Raw genomic sequence first — 18328 nt, 5'->3', positions numbered from 1 at the left:
TTTCAGAACAATTTTAGTATTTGGGAGTTTTTCATCCTGTATTCATTTTTAAACTAATAACTTTGCAGAAATTTTTTTGATATGGCACATGAATTGAATGGCAGGGAGCGCCTGCCGAAGTGGATGAAGATGAAAATGCCAAAAGGGGAAAGCTACTCGAAAGTGAAGAACCTGGTAAACAAACACGGCCTGCATACGATTTGCACCAGCGGAAACTGCCCGAACATTGGGGAGTGCTGGAACCGGGGCACCGCTACGTTTATGATACTGGGAAACATTTGCACCCGCCGCTGTAAGTTCTGTGCCGTTCCCAGCGGAAAACCACTGGCTCCCGATTTGGAAGAACCCAAAAAACTGGCTGAATCGGTGCGCATTATGGGTGTTAAACACTGTGTAATTACTTCGGTCGACCGCGACGACCTGGAAGACCAGGGTGCAGGCATTTGGGCAGAAACCATACGCGAAGTAAAACGGGTAAACCCGGAAACCAAGATTGAAGTGCTGATTCCCGATTTCAGGGGAAAAACAGAACTCATTCAGCAGGTGATCGATGCCGGCCCGGATGTGATCTCGCACAACCTGGAAACCACCGAGCGACTGACACCGTTTATCCGCTTTGCGTCGAAATACCGCCGCAGCCTCGACGTGATACGTTATGTGGCTGAAAACTATAAAGTGGCCAAATCGGGCATTATGCTTGGGCTTGGTGAAACACACGAAGAAGTTCTGCAAACCATGGACGACCTGCTGGAGGCCGGTGCCAAAGTAATGACGATTGGGCAATACCTGGCACCCACCACGAAGCACATGCCGGTGGTGGAATACATCACTCCCGAAAAATTTGCAGAATACCGCAACATTGGCATCCGCAAAGGATTTAAATTTGTGGAAAGCTCGCCACTGGTGCGTAGCTCGTACCGCGCTGAAGAGCATGTGAATGCTTAGAAAAGTGATAAGTATTCAGTAGCAGTTGCCAGATGTAAAACCCGGAACCCGTGGCTCGCTACCTGAGACTCGAAGCTTGAAGCTAAAAACAAATAAATGGCAGATTTTAACTACATCGATTTAGGGCTGAAAGATTACAAAGCCTGCTGGGATTACCAGGAAGAAAGGTTGCAGGAAGTTGTAGCCGAAAAACGCAGTACCGGAAAACCAACGGTGCGCAACAGTTTTATCCTGGTGGAGCATCCGCATGTATACACGCTGGGCAAAAGCGGCGATGAAAAAAACATGCTGGCCAACACTGATTTCCTGAAAAAAATAGACGCGACCTACTACAAGATCAACCGCGGTGGCGATATTACCTATCACGGCCCGGGGCAATTGGTGGGCTACCCCATTATCGACCTGGAAAACCTTAAAATAGGCGTCCGCGAATACATCGAAAAAATGGAAGACGCGATTATCGCCACCATTGCCGAATACGGTTTGGAAGGCGGAAGAAAAGAAGGGGCCACCGGTGTTTGGCTACAGGCCGACCATAAAGTGCGGGCACGTAAAATCTGTGCCATCGGGGTGCGGGTTAGCCGCTATGTTACCATGCACGGCTTTGCGCTAAACGTGAATACCGACATGCGCTATTACAATTACATCAACCCCTGCGGCTTTGCTTCTTCGGCAGTTACTTCCATCCAGCAGGAACTGGGCCGCGAAATCTCGATGAACGAAGTAAAAAGAATCGCCATGGAAAAATTCAATACGATCTACTAAACATGAAAAAACTAACCTTTCTGCTAATCCTACCTTTATTTTGGGCGTGTCAATCTACTTCTGAAACCAAGCTGCCGATTGAAGGAACTTGGCTGCTGATTTCGGGTGAAACCATTCAGCAAAACGATACGGTTTTTACCGATTACACCGACGGGCAAAAAACCATTAAAATCATCAATGCCAATCACTTTTCCTTTCTTCGCCACGATCTGAATAAAGGAACCGACTCTACATCTGTATTTGTTGCTGGCGGAGGAAAATATTCGTTAAACGGAACTACCTACACCGAACACCTGGAGTTTTGCAATTTCCGCGAATGGGAAGACCATACTTTTGATTTTGAAATAACAATCAACAACGATACGCTCGTTCAAAAAGGAATCGAAAAAATCGAAAATCTCGGGGTCGATCGTTTGATTATTGAAACATATACCCGGCTTAAATAAGTAAGTTCCCAGATGGTGGTTAGTTTCTTTTATTGATCACCACTTAAAAAGTATCCAAATCCCCGGCTTCTGCTTTTTATCCTGTACTAATTTCGCCTTGCATCCCCAGGAAAACAGCCTTTAAAAAGTAACAAGTAGTCTTACATATAAAAACATTTAATCAGGGAAGAAATGACTCTTGCCAATGCTATGGCGGAGAAGGTGATGCCTGCCGGCCTCGACCGGTGAGCCGAAAAATCAGTAAGAACGGCGTTAAGAATCGTCCTTGTTTGAGCGAGGGATGAGCGAGTTTGGACGATTTAGCTGTTCGAACGCCAATTTTTCGTGCGAAGCGGGCGCAGCCTTGAACTTTTTTGCTTCGTTTTTTGGTTCAAGCCAAAAAATGAAGTGGGGTTTGGGGCAAAGCCCCCATGTTTGCGGTAGTGGAGCATCGCCTGAATGATTATTTTCTGATATTCTCAGGTAAGTACAAACCAAGCCAGCCGAACATAAAAGTTAAAAGCGATTTCCTTGCTTGCATCCCTCTTTACTCTGCGTCTTTTTTCTATTTTTGTTAGCATGCAATGTATTTACAGGTCAAATTGGGGTTATGCCTTTTTCGGGGCATTGTTTTTCCTGCTATTTCCGTTCCATTCAATCGCGAAAAACAGCCTGGAGGAATATGTATTCCTTTCCACTGAAACCAACGGAAACATAAAGCAGGATTTGCTTGACGGATACCGTGCCTTTATTCTTTCTCCGGGTGCTTCAGGCATCAACCTTTTTAATGAGGCGAATAAATTTTTGGAGAATAACAAACACGAAATTCTTACTTTCATTGCCACGCAGGACTTCGCTGAATCTTTTCAAAAACCCGGATCCGACAGTATCTCCCGTTTTATGGCCATTCCCGGCGAACAAGCCATCGAAAACATTCCGGATTGCCTCGCAAAAAACAAAAGGCTTTTTGTTTTCACTCCCCAAGCAACAGCATTCTCCTATTCGTTGGAAGAGTTTGCCTGCTCCTACAGGGTTCCTGTTGGGTTTCCGGCCAAGACACGCGCTGGATTTGAAGGAAAACCTGAAAATGACCTGGTTGTTTTTTACCTTGACGCAGCTTTAAAAAGTCTGCCCGATTCATTAAAACAACATCCGGAAAAAACGCCGCAGCTTTTTAACGAGCGTACCGGAAAGCTACCCAACTTTTTTGTTACGCGGCACAAAAACATTTTTGACGTTTACCATCAAAATTTCTCAAAACAAAAGTGGTACACTGCCAATGTAATTTTTGACAACCAACCGATAGAAGGAATTACCTGGAAAGAATTGCCTCAGTTGGAGTCGTTTGGGAAGATACACACCACGCAAACCGAACTGAGTCCGTACAAGGATGGTTATCATTTTTCGCCCGACGTGTTCACCTTTAACAGCTTCACCTCCGAAAGCACCAAGATATTTTACGCCCGCCAAAAGGATCTGAAAGACGGAGTGGTTTTGATGCTTCCCTTTGAGCAGAATGTTGACAATGCGGTTGCAACCAGTACCGAAATTCCGTACAGCAACATCGAGTACCGGAAAGACTCGTTGCGGGGATGGTGTGCCGTGTTCAACGGAAAAGACAATTACATTGACTACGACACCGACATTGAACTCAACGATAATTTTACGGTAAGTGCCTGGATAAAGCCTACCGACATAAGCGGAAACCGAAGTATAATTGGGAAAGGGAAAGCACTGTCGGTAAAATTCAGGGACGGAAACCTGCTTTTTACTTCGCCCGGAATTAAAGACCACGTGATTGATTCGGCCGTTGTAAAGATCAACGAGTGGCAGCAAATAACCTTTGTGATCTCGATCGGCAAAACCGTGCGCTTCTTTAAAAACGGCGAGTTGGTGGGGATTGACACTGCCGCCAACATCCGCTCAACGGAATATTCGCTTTTAATTGGCACCAACCTGTGGGACGAATCTTTCCACGGGATGATGGACGACCTGACGATTTGGGACCGTGCCCTGAGCGATGTTGAGGTGGAGCGCCTGTATCAGCAGGGAATAAAAAAAGATACCGAACCCGCGAGCTTTTCCTGGCTCTGGCTTTTGCCTTTAGCAGTTCTTTTTGTGTTTTTCATGGTTCTTCTCCTTCGGAAAAGGAAACACAGAAATTCGCAGCGGGCAAACAGTACCCGGAAAACCATTCTTTCGCTGAAAGAAAAGCGCAAAAACACCGGCCCATCCATCCAGTTTTTTGGTGGTTTTAAAATTATTAACCGCGATGGAGAAGACCTTACTTCGCGCTTTTCGACCCGAAGAAAACAGTTATTTGTTTTGGTGCTGATTGCTACTTTACGCGAAAACGGGCTTAGCTCGAAACAGCTCACCAACCATCTTTGGGCGGGCTACCCGGCCGAAAGTGCGAAAAACAACCGGGGCACCCAGGTTCAGCGTATCCGCGAGATCATCGAACAAAACAGCGGCATCAACATCGAATACAACAACCGAAAATGGGTAATTACCCTCGACGACGATGTGTATTGCGACCTGGCCGATTATTTCCTGCTTATTGAACAGTTTAAACAAAACATTAAAACCGACATTCACTCCGGGCTTCTGAACAAGATTCTCCTGATCATCGAAAAAGGAGCGCTGCTTCCGCACATGGACGACGTGTGGCTTGACGATTTCAAAAGCAAAGTTTCGGATGAACTGCTCGAAACACTGCTGCCACTTTATTCAGATGAAACGTTTATGCAGAACCACGAGGCCGTGCTTCGCTTGTCGCAGGCCCTGTTGATTTTTGATCCCTTAAACGAAACCATTCTCAGCTATAAAATAAAAGCGCTGCTAAAACTGGGGAAAAATACACAGGCGCACGAATCGTTGGAGCACTTCGAAAAGTACTACCAGCAGTGCTATGCGCAACCTTTTGGCAAAACAATTTCTGATTTGCTGGAAATCTCGTAGGCGCTCCTGACTGCATCATTTCCGTTTCGCGTCATCCTTCTGAATTTTGGATTTCCGGCCAATTTTTGTCCGATTTTCTTCGCTGTTACCCCTAATATTACCCTATATTGTAACCTGAGGTAAGTTATACTTGCAATTTAATTCACTAAGCTGCAATTTTTAATACCAAAAAGCTATATGAGTAAAAATCAAACTACAAACAGAAGAAAGTTCTTAAAAAGCGCTCTTATGGTTGGTGCCGGATTTACGATTATCCCGCGCCACGCGCTTGGAGGAAACGGATTCCTCGCTCCGTCTGACACGCTTACCAAAGCCATCATCGGAGTTGGGGGAATGGGTCGCGGACATATTCCTTACGAAGGAACAAAAGTGGTGGCCATTTGCGATGTCGATACCGAACATTTGGCACTGGCACGTAACATGATCGATTACAAAGTGAAAGAATTTAGCGATTTCAGGGAAGTTTGCCAACTCCCCGAAGTTGACATCGTTCACATTGCCACTCCACCGCACTGGCACGGAATTATGGCTGTTGAAGCAGCAAAAGCCGGAAAAGATATCTGGTGCGAAAAACCCATGACCCGTACGATTGGCGAAGGCAAAAAAGTAGTGGAAGCAGTAAATGCCCACGGCCGTATGTTCCGCCTGAATACCTGGTTCCGTTTCAAAGACAATTTCTACGGTTTGGGTACCGACGTTAAACCTTTGAAGAAAGTAATCGACAGCGGAATTTTAGGATGGCCGCTGAAAGTAACCGTGAGCGGAATTACCGGTTACAACTGGAAATTTTTCTGGAGCGGACAACACAACCTGCCTACTGAACAGGTTCCTTCCAACCTCGACTACGACATGTGGTTAGGACCTGCCCCGTACAGACCCTACAATCATCTACGCGTACACTCCAACTTCCGCGGATACTGGGATTACGACGGCGGTGGTTTGGGCGACATGGGACAACACTACCTCGACCCTGTACAGTACATGCTGGGCAAAGACGACACAAGCCCGATAAAAATTGAAGTGGATGCACCGCAGCAACACTACGATGCAGTAGGTAGCTGGAGAAGAATCACTTATACCTATGCCGATGGTTGCCAGATTATCCTCGATGGTGAAAACCGCGACAAAGATGCAGCCTACATTGAAGGGCCAAATGGCAAGATTTACCAGGGATTCAGATCCGACATTCCAAATCTTCAAAGCTTTATTAAAACGCTTCCTGAGCCGGAACCACAAATCGGAATCTTCTCTGAGTCGGTAAAAACACGCAAGAAATTCGCACTGAACGAAATGAATGGTTTCCGTTCGGCTACCCTGGTTAACCTGGGAATTATTGCGGTTCGCCTGGGTCGAACACTTCGTTTTGATCCTGAAAAACTGGAGTTCATCGATGATGAAGGAGCCAACCGTCTGATCAATCAGCCCATGCGTGCTCCCTGGACAATTTAGTGAACGAAATTTTTAGGTTTTAGGATAAAAGATTAACGACAACAACGATGAAGAGAAATATAATTCAACTTATTTGCATCCTTGTTCTGGCCGCTGTTTCGGGCACCGGATTTGCCCAGGACCGCCGGACATTGGATACCAAAGTCGCCGACATTCTGGCGCAAATGCCCACAAAAAACCTCACTCACCTTGACAAGGCAATGAACGAGGTTTACCTTTTGGGAGACGAAGGAATTCAGAAAATGCTGCAAATGCTGACCCCTCCGGGAGTAGGCGACGACACAGCCGTTCGTTTTGCATTGAATAGTTTTGCCCGCTACAGCAGTCAGTTTGGGAAAAACGAAGAGCGTGCATTTGCTGAAAACAATTTACTAAAAGCACTGGCAGCTCAAAAAGATGCCGAAGTAAAAACCTTTTTGATGAACCAACTCAACCTGGTTGGCGAGGCAAAAACTACAGAAGCATTAAAGTCATACCTGACCAACGAAGAGTTGGTTGAACCCGCTGCTCAGTCTATTTTAGCCATCAACAGCGAAGGTGCCGCCCAATTATTTGCAGAAGCACTTCCTGCAGCTGGTGAAAAAGCAAAACTAACTTTGGTACGTGCCCTGGGTGAATTAAGCTACGCAGCGGCTGTTCCGCAAATCACTGCACTGGCAGGAACCGATGAAGTGAAACTCAGAAAAACAACTCTTACTGCACTGGCACAAATTGGTGATCCGGCTTCGTACAGCCTGCTTTTAAAAGCCGCGCAGGGCGTTAAGTTTGCTTACGACAAAACGGATGCAGCCAACGCTTTCCTGTTGTACACTGATCGTTTAGGTCAGAAAAATGAAATTGCCACGCTGGAAAAAGCCTGCAAAGCAGTTTTCAAAGCCAACCAGGCGCCCGAATTGTTGCACAACTATTCTACCGCGCTGTTTATCTATGCCAAATACCTGGGTTATAAAGCTACGCCGCTGTTGCTAAAAGCCGTTGATAATTCAGACAAGGCTTTCCGTTACTCGGCGCTGAACATTGCCGAAAAAACTGGAGGAATTGCCGACACACGTCTTTGGATTGCCAAAGCAGAAGCGGCTGCTCCCGAAGTAAAAGCGGAGATCATTTCGATGCTTGGACGCCGCGGATGCACGCTTGCCAACGACCTGGTTGCTCAGAATGTAAACAACGCTTCTGAAGTGGTTAGACAGGAAGCTCTTGTGGCTTTAAGTCAGCTAAAAGGAAAAGAAGCCATTCCGGCTTTGGTTGCCCACCTGAAAAGCGGTAACGACACTCAGCTTACAAAAAGCACGCTATCTCAACTACTCGACAAAGATCATCTTTACCAGGTAGCAGGCGAACTCTCCAATACATCAGGCGAAACAAAAGCTGCTGTTATCGAATTACTGGCTGCCAAAGCAGGCTCTCAGTATTTTGACGATGTGCTGGCCGCTACAAAATCGTCGGAAAATGTAGTAAAATCAGCTGCCTTTAAAGCGCTGAAAAATGTATCAGCTTACGGTAATACAGATGACCTGCTGAAACTATTGCTTTCAGTTTCTGACGCCAACGAAATTGCGGAAACTCAAAAGGCCATTATTACTGTTACCCAAAATGTAGCTGCCGAGCAAAAAGCAAACGGAAAAGTATTCAGTGCCTTAAAATCAACCGACAAAAAAGAGCGGATCTTCCCGATCCTGCCTGAAATTGGTGGCAATGTGGCGCTTGAAACCGTAACCAACTATTTCAATACTTCCAGCGGTGCACAAAAAGAAGCTGCTTTCAATGCACTCAACGCCTGGAAAGAATATTCGGCTGCCAAAGTTCTGTATGAAATCTGCCAAAGCTCGTCGGGCGAATTCAAGCAAAAAGCCTTTTCCAACTTTGTAAAACTGGTTCGTTCAGCCAATTTACCGGATGACCAGAAATTGCTACAATACCGGAAAATAATGCCTTACGCCACTTCGAACGGCGACAAAAACAACGTGATCGCGGCCATCGGAGGCTTAAAAACATTCCTGGCTTTGATATACCTTGAACCATTCCTGGATAACAAAGACCTGGCAGAAAGAGCTGCCCGTGCGGTAATGCAAAATGCAATGCCAGGCAACGACGGAGAAAAAGGCCAAACCGGCGATATCGTTAAAAGAATTCTTGGAAAAGCTGCCAACGCTTTATCGGGCGAAGACAGCCAGTACGACAAGATCAATATTCAGCGTTACCTCGATGCAATGCCCGACGAAAAAGGTTTTGTATCTATGTTCAACGGCAAAGACCTTTCCGGATGGCAAGGGATGTTGCTGAATGGCAACCCGATCAAAATTGCTGAAATGAGCGAAGCTGAAAAAGCAAAAGCTCAGGTGGAAGCCGACAAAAAAATGGTGGAAAACTGGAGTGTTAAAGACGGCCAGATCATTTTTAACGGTCACGGCGCCAACCTGGTTTCAGTAAAACGCTACAAAGATTTCGAAATGATCGTTGACTGGAAGATCACTAAAAAAGGCGACAGCGGTATTTACCTGAGAGGAACTCCACAGGTTCAGATCTGGGATACTTCGCGCGTTGAAGTAGGTGCACAGGTAGGATCAGGCGGGCTGTACAACAACAACCCTGACAATGTTCGCAATCCATCGAAAGTAGCCGATAACCCGCTTGATGAGTGGAATACCTTCCACATTACCATGATCGGTGAAAACGTTACAGTTTACCTGAACGGCGAGTTGGTAGTTGACAATGTTCGCATGGACAACTACTGGGACCGCAGCATTCCGATTTTCGAAGAAGGAACCATCGAATTGCAGGCACACGGAAACGAACTGGCTTTCCGCGATGTATATGTGAAAGAAATCGATACCCAATCCATCGGTTTAACTCAGCAAGAAAAAGAGGAAGGTTTTGTTTCGCTGTTCAACGGGAAAAACCTGGATGGCTGGCAAGGAAACCTGACCGACTATTATGCTGAAGACGGTATTTTGGTGGTCAACCCAAAAATGGGCGGACGCGGCAACTTATTTACTGCCAACGAGTACAGCGATTTCAACTTCCGTTTTGAGTTCAAACTGACACCCGGAGCCAACAACGGACTTGGAATCAGGGCGCCACTTGAAGGAGATGCTGCTTACATGGGTATGGAACTTCAGATCCTGGATAACACAGCTCCTATTTATGCCAAGCTGCACGAATACCAGTACCACGGATCGGTTTACGGCGTAATTGCTGCCAAAAGAGGCTTCCTGAACCCTGTTGGTGAGTGGAACATCGAAGAAGTTATCGTAAAAGGCTCAAGCGTAAAAGTAATCCTGAATGGAGTGACCATTGTTGACGGTGATATTAAAGAAGCCAGCAAAAATGGTACACGTGACGGAAAAAAACACCCGGGCCTGGATCGTGAAAAAGGTTACATCGGATTTTTGGGACACGGTTCTGAATTGTATTTCAGAAACATCCGTATCAAAGATCTGAGCAAATAATGCTTATCCCACAGGTTTAAAGACCTGTATTCATAATCGTAAAGAAAAAGGGCTTCCGTTGGGAAGCCCTTTCTTTTTATAGCTTGTGCAATGTTTTTAAATCAGTCCGGCCTCCTGAAGAAGCACTTCCATTTCCAACTGAACCTCGCGGGCAGCCTCTTTTGCTTTTTCGGCAAAATCAACCTCTCCGGAAGCATAAATAATTCCGCGCGAAGAATTTACCAGCAAACCACATTTCGAATTTAATCCGTTGTGCGCCACTTCCTCTAAACTACCACCCTGCGCTCCTACTCCCGGAACCAGCAAAAAGTGGTTGGGAACGATCTCGCGTATTTCTTTTAATTTCTCGGCTTTTGTGGCGCCCACCACGTACATCAGGTTCTCTTCACTTCCCCATTCCTGCGACTTTTTCAGCACTGTTTCAAACAACTTGTCGCCGGTTTCCCGGTCTTCGATAAACTGAAAATCGAAAGCTCCCTTGTTGGATGTTAGCGCCAAAAGAATCACCCATTTGCCGGGATAAGTCATAAACGGCTTTACGGAATCTTCGCCCATGTAAGGCGCCACAGTTACGGCGTCGAAATCTTGTTCGCCAAAAAAGGCACGGGCATACAAGTTGGAAGTATTGCCTATATCGCCACGCTTGGCATCGGCTATCAGAAAGATCTCCGGGTAGTTTTCCTTGATATAGGAAACCGTTTTTTCGAGGCTGACCAATCCCTTTGAGCCCAGACTTTCATAAAAAGCAAGGTTGGGTTTGTAAGCTACCGAAAACTCAGCCGTCGCATCAATTATCTCCTTGTTAAAAGAAAAAACCGGATCGGAAGTTTCCAATAAATGCTGAGGAATTTTCTGAATGTCAGTATCCAGTCCCACACAAAGAAAACTGCGTTTCTTTTGGATCTCCTCAAAAAGTTGTTGTTGATTCATTTTTACTTGTTGAAAGCCCGAAATCGGTCCTTATTTTAAAAATTAAATAGCTGCTTCTTTTAGTTTTTCGGCATTTTCTTCGATCATCAGTTTTTCGATGATCTCGTCGATTTCACCACCGATAATTGCCTGCAGGTTATACAGTGTCAGGTTAATACGGTGATCGGTTACACGTCCCTGCGGCCAGTTGTAGGTGCGGATTTTTGCCGAACGGTCACCGGTGGAAACCATGGTTTTTCGCTTCGATGAAATCTCGTCGATGTATTTCTGGTATTCCATGTTGTAAATCCGGGTACGAAGTTCGGTCATCGCTTTGGCTAAGTTTTTCAGCTGCGATTTCTCGTCCTGACAGGTTACCACAATACCGGTTGGCATGTGTGTTAAACGAATGGCCGAGTACGTAGTGTTCACCGACTGTCCGCCAGGTCCTGATGAACAGTAAGTGTCTTTTCGGATATCCGATTCTTTCAGTTCCACGTCAAACTCCTCGGCTTCGGGCAAAACGGCCACGGTTGCAGCCGATGTATGTACCCTTCCCTGTGTTTCGGTTTGCGGAACACGTTGTACGCGGTGCACACCCGATTCGTATTTCAGGATACCGTAAACACCTTCTCCGGTAACTTTGGCCACGATTTCCTTGTAACCACCCGCAGTTCCTTCGTTGGCATTGGTAACTTCCAAACGCCAGCCTTTTTTCTCGCAGTATTTCGAGTACATACGGAAAAGGTCGCCGGCAAAAATACTGGCTTCGTCGCCCCCGGTTCCTGCACGGATTTCAAGAATCGCATTCTTCCCGTCTTCCGGATCGGCCGGAACCAGCAAAAATTTCACTTCCCGCTCAACCTTTGGAAGCATTTCTTCCGAGGCTTCAATTTCATCGCGCGCCATTTCGCGCATTTCCTCGTCGGTCTCTTCAGCCAACATTTCTTTCCCGGTTTCGATATTGTCTACCAGGTTTTTATATTCCTGAAATTTGGCCACCAGCTTCTGCAAGTTTTTGTATTCCTGGTTCAGCTTCACGTAACGCTTCATATCTGCCATTACAGCTGGGTCGGTAATCTGCTGCTCCACTTCTGCGTAGCGGTGCTTGATCGACTCAAATTTCTCTAGTAATTCGTATTGTGCCATAATCTATACTGTCTTTTAACCTCATTCCCGTGCAAACGGGAATCTCTATCTTCAGAACCACTCAGCTGATAAATCCTCCCAATTCGCGTTTTCTTTTTCTATTAATTCAATTTTCCAGTCCCTACTCCACTTTTTCAGTCTTCGTTCTCTTGAAAAAGCTTCTTCATAGGTATCAAATTCTTCGTAATAAACCAGTTTATCTACATTGTACTTCGACGTAAATCCTTTCAGGACTTTGTCTTTGTGCTCTCCCAGTCTTCTTTCTAACTCATTTGTTAGTCCAATATACAAAACTCCGTTTGGCTTGTTCGCTAATATGTAAACATAAAAGTTCGCCATGTTTTGATGAGATTCCCACTTTCGTGGGAATGAGCTAATATTCAAAAGTGCCGTTGCCGGACGTAATGGTGAGTTTTTTCCCTTCAAAAGATTCAACTCTTCCAATAATCTGCGCCTCAATGTTGAACGATTCAGAGATTTTGATGATCTCCTGTGCTATATCTTCGTCGCAGTATATTTCAAAACGGTGTCCCATGTTAAACACCTTGTACATTTCCTTCCAGTCGGTTCCCGATTGTTCGTGAATCAGTTTAAACAGTGGCGGTATCGGAAACATGTTGTCTTTTATCACATGAACGTTATCGACAAAATGCAGCACTTTGGTTTGTGCGCCACCCGAACAATGGATCATACCCGATATTTCACCGCGGAACTGATCCAGTACTTTTTTAATTACCGGAGCGTAGGTTCGTGTTGGAGAAAGTACCAGTTTTCCGGCATCGATATCCAGTTCTTCAACAGCATCGGTCAGTTTTTTACCTCCCGAATAGACCAACTCTCCCGGCACCTGCGGATCAAAACTTTCGGGATATTTTTCAGCCAGGTATTTTGAGAATACATCATGGCGGGCCGAAGTCAGTCCGTTGCTCCCCATCCCTCCGTTGTATTCGGTTTCGTAACTTGCCTGTCCTGAAGAGGAAAGTCCTACAATCACATTTCCTGTCTTAATACGGTCAGCAGAAACCACGTCTGCCCTTTTCATGCGACAGGTTACGGTTGAATCCACAATGATGGTGCGCACCAAATCGCCCACGTCAGCCGTTTCACCGCCTGTGGAATAAATGCTGACTCCCATCTCGCGTAAAGTAGCGAGCAATTCTTCGGTTCCGTTGATAATGGCTGCAATTACTTCTCCCGGGATATTGTTTTTGTTTCGTCCGATGGTGGATGAAACCAGGATATTATCGGTGGCTCCCACACATAAAAGGTCGTCTACATTCATGATCAGTGCATCTTGCGCTATACCTTTCCAAACCGAAAGATCACCGGTTTCTTTCCAGTACATGTAGGCCAGCGACGATTTTGTGCCTGCTCCATCCGCATGCATTATATTACACCATTCGGGGTCTCCGCCCAAAATATCGGGAACGATCTTACAAAAAGCTTTTGGAAATACCCCTTTGTCTACATTCCTGATTGCTTCGTGTACATCTTCCTTTGATGCTGAAACTCCCCTTGCACTATATCTTGATTCCGTTACCATCTATGCTGAAATTTTTGTGGCTACAAAATTAGCAAAACTTTGCTCATTTCAGGAAACTAGCTTTGCATTGGCCTCATCTTTAATGTAACAAAAAAGGAAAGCCTCATCTGAAGCTTTCCTTTTATAATATCAATTTATCCTAAGCGTATAAAAATCTCTTGATCTTTCGGGTGGGGGTACGTTCAAACGGGATAGGCTGCAATACCACCTGGTTAATCCGCGAAAACTTGTTCACTTCCAGGTTAACTTTCTTCATGATCTCCAGCAGAATTTCATCCGATTTGACCGCGATATACTGTTTGGCCTCCAGTTTCATATTTTTCAGATTCTCCTCCACTTCTTCCATATTCAGGTGAATCATGGCCACCAATTTCCCTTTTTTCTCCACAACCAGTGATTCGAGCACAAAACGCATTTTGTTGATCACTGACTCGATTTCTTCGGGATAGATGTTTTCGCCGCTGGCACCTACAATCATGGTTTTGATACGGCCTTTTACAAACAGCTTGTTTTTGATGAAAACACCCCGGTCGCCGGTACGGAACCAGCCATCTTCCGTAAACACTTCTTTCGTAATTTCAGGCGCTTTGTAATAGCCTTTCATTACATTTTCGCCCTTTGCCTGAATTTCACCTTCGCCGGTCTTCGGATCAGGATCGGCAATACGTAGCGTAACGCCTTCCATGGCAATACCGGTAGAACCTACCCGTGTATTTTTGCCAACTGCACCAGCCAGCAAAGGAGCTGTTTCTGTCAGACCGTAACCAATTGCGTATGGAAATCCGCCTTCTTTCAGAAAACGTTCCACCGTGGTGTCGAGTTTGGCCCCACCAATTCCAAAGAAATGAACACAACCACCAAAAGTCTCCATCAGCTTTTTGGCAGCTACCTTGTGCAACAATATCCGTGTAGGAGCAAAAGTGCTCAGGAAACGCATCAGGCCATTTTTTTCAAACGTAGGCTGGATCTTTGAACGATACACCTTTTCGATGATCAGCGGCACTGATAACATGATGGTTGGCTTCACCGTTTTCAGTGCCGGTAGTAAAACCGAAGGCACCGGAGGCTTACGTAAATAGTGCACAGAAGCACCGTACATCATCGGCAATAAAAAGCCTACAGTGTTTTCGAGTGTATGCGAAAGCGGCAGCATCGAAAGAAACCTGTCGTCTTCTTCAATTTTTTGCAGCGTGCGGCTTTGGCGGGCAGTCCACGTCAGGTTCTTATGTGTCAGCATAACCCCTTTCGAGTTCCCGGTAGTTCCTGATGTATAAATAATCGATGCCAAATCTTCCTCGTCCACATCTACCGGAACAAAATCTTTCTTGTTAACCGGAACGGATGAAGCCAGTAAGTGCAAATGGCTCGCCGGAGTTTCCTTTGGAATAAGCGCAAAGCGGTCTACCAAAATCATGCATTCCAGCATATGCGCCGTTTTGTCGCTGACACTCGTGTACAATCCTTCGGAAACAAACAATGCTTTTGATCCCGAATGTTCGAGAATCGAGTGAATTTCTTTACTGTGAAAATCGGGTAAAATCGGAACGGCTACGGCTCCGATCAGTGAAATGGCAAAAAAAGCTTTTCCCCAGTTTGGCATGTTGGCACTTAGTATCGCTACTTTATCGCCCGAACCAATGCCTAACTCCAGCAACATCTCTGCAATGCGTTCAACCTCTTCTCCCATTTCCGCGTAAGTGTAATTTTCTTCGCCGGTAAATACAATCGAGGTTTTATTTGCATATTTCTCTACCGAATTATAAAACATCGCCGGTAGAGTAAGTTTTTTATTATATGTCATATACAATCTTCCCTGTCTGTTCAAACCCAAATAATCCTAAAACCTTTAGGTTCCTTAAAACGTGGCAAAAATAGTAAAAAAGCAATGTCTGCGACAGTGATATACATCCCATTCGAAATAATATTTTCAATTCACAGCTGATTATCAATGCATTAAAAAACGCCTCTTAACATTGTTAACATTTTTTGGCTTTTAAAATCTATCTTCATACGGCTAATTTTGAATTATGAATTCGAATATTCGACAAAACGAGGTACTTAAACGCACTGAGGATCACATCAAAGAGCTTTTTGAAGGAGAAGGATCGGGACACGACTGGTGGCACATTTTTCGCGTTCGGAACCTGGCCCTAAAAATTTCGGAACTGGAAGGAGGTAACCGTTTTACAATTGAAATGGCGGCTTTATTGCACGATCTGGACGACTGGAAGCTACAAACAGATAATCACACATCAAGAGCCCGGACCTGGCTTGAACAAATGGATGTTGAAAAGGCTCAACAGGAGAAAATATTACAGGTAATTTCCGAAGTATCCTTTAAAGGTGCGGAAGTAGAAACGGCTGCCACCTCAACAGAAGCTAAGATTGTTCAGGATGCCGACCGGCTGGATGCCATCGGTGCCATCGGTATTGCCCGTACTTTTGCCTATGGCGGAAACAAGAATCGCTTGATGTACGATCCGAGCATTCCACCTGTAATGCACAATAGTTTTGATGATTACAAGAAAAGCACGGCGCCTACCATCAACCATTTTTACGAAAAACTACTGCTATTAAAAGAACGGCTCAACACATCCGCCGCCCTTCAAATAGCTAACGAAAGACACATTTTCATGGAAACATTTCTGGACCGTTTTTTTGGTGAATGGAACGGTGAAATTTAATTCAATTGCCTCTGTTTTTTACTGAAAACGTTTCGTATTTTTAATGGATCAAAAAAAAGCAAAGCCATGCGTATTGAACATATTGCAATCTGGACATACAATCTCGAGGGCCTCCGGAATTTCTACATGCATTATTTCGATGCTTCTTCGTCAGAAATCTACCACAACCACTCCAAGGAGTTTCGGTCCTATTTTCTTTCCTTTTACGGTGATTGCCGGCTGGAACTGATGGAAATGCCAGGAATTCCAAAATCGAAAAACGATGTAGTTAAGCAGTTTACCGGCTTGATTCATTTTGCCATCAGTGTTGGATCAAAAGAAAAGGTTGATGCACTCACCAACACGCTCCGGAAAGACGGGTTCAAAGTGCTAAAAGAGCCTCACTCCACCGGCGACGGGTATTATGAAAGTGTTATTCTTGACCCGGATGGGAATCGTATTGAAATTACCAGCTAGGCCGCAGAAAATCAGAAAATAAGAGAGAGAGGAGCTATTAAGTTCCGCCATTGATTTCCATGCCGCACTCCCATATTTTTACGGGCCGGTGTTTGTTTTTTTCGTAATCTGCGGGATCCACATTCTCGCCCCAAACAACTTTTTCACCATTGTAGCGATACACTTCGCAATTGCTGCATGACCAATGATTACAATAAAGATGATAATAGTATTCGTTGTTATAGGTCCAGCGCTGCAAGGTACATCCAAAGCATTCGCCGGAGTTCTGCAGTTCTGTCAAACGTGCTTCAATCCAAGCCGGCGTTGTAATCTCCTCCGTTTCCCGCTCCTCGCATGTAAGCAGAAAAATAGCCAAAATACAGGTTGCAAATACGATTTTCTTGCTCATCATCAATCGTCATAAATGGTTAATATCACATTTGTCTCAAAATCCTGCGCTCCCTGTGTAACCGAGAGACCAGACAGCCTTAGCTGAATCGGAATATCATATATAATACCCCGCCCGCGAAAAAAATACCAGGAATTTTCTCCAATGTACTGATAAGTGGTACCGTCGTACACCTTATGGTTGTTTTTCTGGCCGTAACCATCGCCGGTACGAACGATTTCCAGCCGAACATCATCGTTCCAGGTCAGATCTTCCCGCACTACTTCCACCCACCATTTCCGGTTGGGGTTAACCTTTTTATCCCAGTAATCGTTTGTATCTATCGAGATCCACAGCGAGGATTCACTTTCAACCCCAAACGCAAAGTCTTCACCGGCCTCGGTAACAGCAAAGGTTGCTCCGTCAAACGAAACAGCTCCATCAACACGCACCTCCATTTGCTGGGCACTTGCCAGCAATCCGAGTAATAAAAAGACTAAAACCGACGTAACTTTCATTCGTTTATAATTCTTTATTTCTTATCGCAACTCATGGAACTCGCTTATAATTACCCTCCTTTGCACAAAAGATAATTTACGCGCTCGTTTCATTCTCCGCTAATTATCAGTGATAGTATACAATACCGTAAATACCTGGTCTTCTATCGATTTCATCTGGCTGAAATCAGAAATCTCAAGAAAATATTTTAACTCATGCCCCTTTCCTACTCCGTCGCCGGTGAAACAACTACCGATGCCGGTAATAATCGGATGCGGCTGACTGGTAATCTGAACTCTACCCACAGGACTCCCTTGATTTATGCTCCCAAATGCAGATGCAAAAGAAGCTTCCACATAAAAAGAAATGCCGTCGGGAATGGTACCTTCCGAAATCTGTGCATTGATCGACCGGCGGTTCCCATTTCTCCGAATGGCTGAGGTATAGTTGATCCACACCGACTCGCTGGAAACATGCTCTACCACCGGCTCTCCACCCGCAATATAGGGAGCATTTACGCTAAACTCGATGTAACCAAGCTCGGGTTCAATATCTACGATCGCAATTTCGGGCACCGAAAAACGTACATTTATATTACCGCTGTTCCATTGCGCCTGCGCCGATACCGCAAAGCCCAACGCCACAAAAACGATCATTATATGTTTAATGCAACTCTTCATTATTTTACATTCATTTGTACAATACCTGCGCTGAGTTTCACAGTTTTA

16 protein-coding genes are annotated in these 18328 nt (G+C 45.2%); 8 read left to right on the top strand and 8 right to left on the bottom strand.

Annotated features, from left to right (window positions below):
• The first annotated feature begins 81 nt into the window (after window positions 1-81).
• The 6 genes from lipA (at window position 82) to INQ51_RS17590 (ending at window position 9994) form a co-directional block, all read left to right on the top strand.
• Window positions 82-945, top strand: a complete 864-nt coding sequence (gene lipA, locus INQ51_RS17615) for a lipoyl synthase (RefSeq protein ID WP_233379267.1) — start codon at window positions 82-84, stop codon at window positions 943-945.
• A 96-nt stretch (window positions 946-1041) separates the two neighbouring features.
• Window positions 1042-1710, top strand: coding sequence for a lipoyl(octanoyl) transferase LipB (gene lipB, locus INQ51_RS17610; RefSeq protein WP_233379266.1), 669 nt, complete (start codon window positions 1042-1044; stop codon window positions 1708-1710).
• Between the two features lie 2 nt (window positions 1711-1712).
• On the top strand, window positions 1713-2156 hold the full coding sequence (locus INQ51_RS17605) for a hypothetical protein (RefSeq protein ID WP_233379265.1): 444 nt from the start codon (window positions 1713-1715) through the stop codon (window positions 2154-2156).
• A gap of 558 nt (window positions 2157-2714) precedes the next feature.
• The gene (locus tag INQ51_RS17600) at window positions 2715-5096 is read left to right on the top strand and encodes a LamG-like jellyroll fold domain-containing protein (RefSeq protein WP_233379264.1); all 2382 of its coding nucleotides are present in this window, start codon (window positions 2715-2717) and stop codon (window positions 5094-5096) included.
• 177 nt (window positions 5097-5273) lie between these two features.
• Window positions 5274-6545 (top strand): Gfo/Idh/MocA family oxidoreductase, encoded by a 1272-nt coding sequence (locus INQ51_RS17595; protein ID WP_233379263.1) that lies wholly within the window; start codon window positions 5274-5276, stop codon window positions 6543-6545.
• Window positions 6546-6592: 47 nt separating this feature from the next.
• Complete coding sequence (locus tag INQ51_RS17590) at window positions 6593-9994, top strand: DUF1080 domain-containing protein (protein WP_233379262.1); 3402 nt, start codon at window positions 6593-6595, stop codon at window positions 9992-9994.
• A 96-nt stretch (window positions 9995-10090) separates the two neighbouring features.
• Here INQ51_RS17590 and pyrF read toward each other — a convergent pair whose 3' ends face one another.
• From pyrF to INQ51_RS17565, 5 genes are all read right to left on the bottom strand, one after another.
• Entirely contained in the window at window positions 10091-10924 is an 834-nt protein-coding gene (pyrF, locus tag INQ51_RS17585; RefSeq protein WP_233379261.1) for an orotidine-5'-phosphate decarboxylase, read from the bottom strand.
• 42 nt (window positions 10925-10966) lie between these two features.
• Entirely contained in the window at window positions 10967-12052 is a 1086-nt protein-coding gene (gene prfA / locus INQ51_RS17580; RefSeq protein ID WP_233379260.1) for a peptide chain release factor 1, read from the bottom strand.
• Window positions 12053-12103: 51 nt separating this feature from the next.
• Window positions 12104-12391: a GIY-YIG nuclease family protein gene (locus INQ51_RS17575; RefSeq protein ID WP_233379259.1), complete on the bottom strand. Its 288-nt coding sequence runs from the start codon at window positions 12389-12391 to the stop codon at window positions 12104-12106.
• A 34-nt stretch (window positions 12392-12425) separates the two neighbouring features.
• Window positions 12426-13595 (bottom strand): AIR synthase related protein, encoded by a 1170-nt coding sequence (locus INQ51_RS17570; RefSeq protein ID WP_233379258.1) that lies wholly within the window; start codon window positions 13593-13595, stop codon window positions 12426-12428.
• 139 nt (window positions 13596-13734) lie between these two features.
• On the bottom strand, window positions 13735-15396 hold the full coding sequence (locus INQ51_RS17565; RefSeq protein WP_233379257.1) for an AMP-binding protein: 1662 nt from the start codon (window positions 15394-15396) through the stop codon (window positions 13735-13737).
• Between the two features lie 226 nt (window positions 15397-15622).
• Between INQ51_RS17565 and INQ51_RS17560 the strand changes: the two genes are divergently transcribed.
• Both INQ51_RS17560 and INQ51_RS17555 read left to right on the top strand, forming a co-directional pair.
• A complete protein-coding gene (locus tag INQ51_RS17560) occupies window positions 15623-16279 on the top strand; it encodes an HD domain-containing protein (protein WP_233379256.1) in 657 nt (218 codons plus the stop codon).
• A 66-nt stretch (window positions 16280-16345) separates the two neighbouring features.
• On the top strand, window positions 16346-16735 hold the full coding sequence (locus tag INQ51_RS17555) for a VOC family protein (RefSeq protein ID WP_233379255.1): 390 nt from the start codon (window positions 16346-16348) through the stop codon (window positions 16733-16735).
• Window positions 16736-16772: 37 nt separating this feature from the next.
• On the opposite strand, the gene INQ51_RS17550 is transcribed toward INQ51_RS17555, so the two are convergent.
• From INQ51_RS17550 to INQ51_RS17540, 3 genes are all read right to left on the bottom strand, one after another.
• Complete coding sequence (locus INQ51_RS17550; RefSeq protein WP_233379254.1) at window positions 16773-17123, bottom strand: hypothetical protein; 351 nt, start codon at window positions 17121-17123, stop codon at window positions 16773-16775.
• 2 nt (window positions 17124-17125) lie between these two features.
• Entirely contained in the window at window positions 17126-17620 is a 495-nt protein-coding gene (locus tag INQ51_RS17545; RefSeq protein ID WP_233379253.1) for a hypothetical protein, read from the bottom strand.
• A gap of 99 nt (window positions 17621-17719) precedes the next feature.
• The gene (locus INQ51_RS17540; RefSeq protein WP_233379252.1) at window positions 17720-18280 is read right to left on the bottom strand and encodes a hypothetical protein; all 561 of its coding nucleotides are present in this window, start codon (window positions 18278-18280) and stop codon (window positions 17720-17722) included.
• Window positions 18281-18328 lie beyond the last annotated feature (48 nt).

The sequence above is a fragment of the Maribellus sp. CM-23 genome, from assembly GCF_021354595.1.
Lineage (GTDB): Bacteria > Bacteroidota > Bacteroidia > Bacteroidales > Prolixibacteraceae > Draconibacterium.
Note: the sequence above shows the minus strand (reverse complement) of the source record. Positions and strands in the feature narration are given on the sequence as shown.